Origin of the sequence: Vibrio aquaticus, assembly GCF_003970385.1 — a bacterium.
Taxonomy (GTDB): Bacteria; Pseudomonadota; Gammaproteobacteria; order Enterobacterales; family Vibrionaceae; genus Vibrio; species Vibrio aquaticus.
The window spans coordinates 1-455 of record NZ_RXZH01000152.1 but is presented as its reverse complement, the minus strand read 5'-3'; the positions used below and the strand labels follow the sequence as shown (position 1 = coordinate 455).

Below are 455 nucleotides of genomic sequence, written 5' to 3'. Positions count from 1 at the left end.
TCTGGCTTATTGCGCCTTTTTCGGCCAAGCCTGCTGGATCGCGGCGGCCAATAGGGCATCGGCCAGCAAATGGCCGCCATCCAGAAGCAGCAGGCCCAAGGGCTGTGGGCCGTAAACCCAAGCATAAAGGCGCGTGGGCAGCAGCAAAAGCAGCCAAACAAGCCCGCCCAGCCCCAAAGCCGCGCCCAAATCCGCGGGTTTGCACCAGTGCAAAACCCATCCAATCCCGGCCGCCAGCAACACCGGCATGATCGGCGAAAGCGCCATGCGCCAGCTTTCTGCGGCCAGCGTTTCAGCGCGATAGCCCGACCAGACGAGCCAAGCCTCTTCGAAAATCAGGCCGTAAAGCAGAAAGCCAACCACATAGATGGCAATTGCCGAAGCAATCAGCGATGGCCAATGGAACGCAATCTTGGGCATGGATCATCCTCCCCGCGCTTGATCTTCGCCAAGCT

1 protein-coding gene is annotated in these 455 nt (G+C 60.0%); it reads right to left on the bottom strand.

What is annotated here, in order from left to right:
- Positions 1–6 precede the first annotated feature (6 nt).
- Positions 7–420: a DUF1761 family protein gene (locus EJ063_RS20670; protein ID WP_126576086.1), complete on the bottom strand. Its 414-nt coding sequence runs from the start codon at positions 418–420 to the stop codon at positions 7–9.
- Positions 421–455: the final 35 nt, after the last annotated feature.